The sequence below is a fragment of the Vibrio sp. Y176 genome, from assembly GCF_033438945.1.
This window is the reverse complement of the sequence record NZ_JAWOQS010000893.1, coordinates 1-575: the sequence shown is the minus strand read 5'-3', so window position 1 is coordinate 575 and position 575 is coordinate 1. Positions and strand designations below refer to the sequence as shown.

The window sequence follows — 575 nt, the reverse complement described above, 5'->3', positions numbered from 1 at the left end:
AATAATGAGTAGTATTAAAAAATGAGCTATGGCTTGAGGTGTATGAAATCTACCAAGTAATTGGCTTTATAAAGGTGGAATATGCCAAGGCTCTGTGGAAAAGCAAAAATGTAAGAAAATAGGAATACGTAATGGAATTACGATTAGCGGAATATAAGGACTATGAACGCATTGCTCAATTGCATGCGGACAGTTGGAAACGTCACTACCGAGGCATTTTAACGAACACTTACCTGGACAGCGAAGCCATCGACGACAAATTGTTGATTTGGCAGACTCGTTTAACCAATCCTCCATTTAACCAACATATCGTTCTTGCAGAAGAGGGTGGCTTGTTACTCGGCTTTGTCTGTGTTTTCGGCAACCATGACTTTGAGCGCGGTACATTCATTGACGCTCTGCATGTTGATGATAGCTATCGTGGTCGTGGTATCGGCAAACAACTCTTGCTTGCCGTTGCAGAGTGGCAACAGCAATACTTCAAAGATTCAGGATTGTATCTAGAAGTAGTCTCGCAAAACACATCAGCGATTTCGTTCTATCAACATATTGGTGGACAAGAATGCCAAGAGCGT

1 protein-coding gene is annotated in these 575 nt (G+C 41.9%); it reads left to right on the top strand.

From position 1 onward, the window contains the following. Nucleotides 1–131: 131 nt before the first annotated feature. On the top strand, nt 132–575 hold a 444-nt coding region (locus tag R7O13_RS29260), incomplete at its 3' end, for a GNAT family N-acetyltransferase (RefSeq protein ID WP_318305508.1).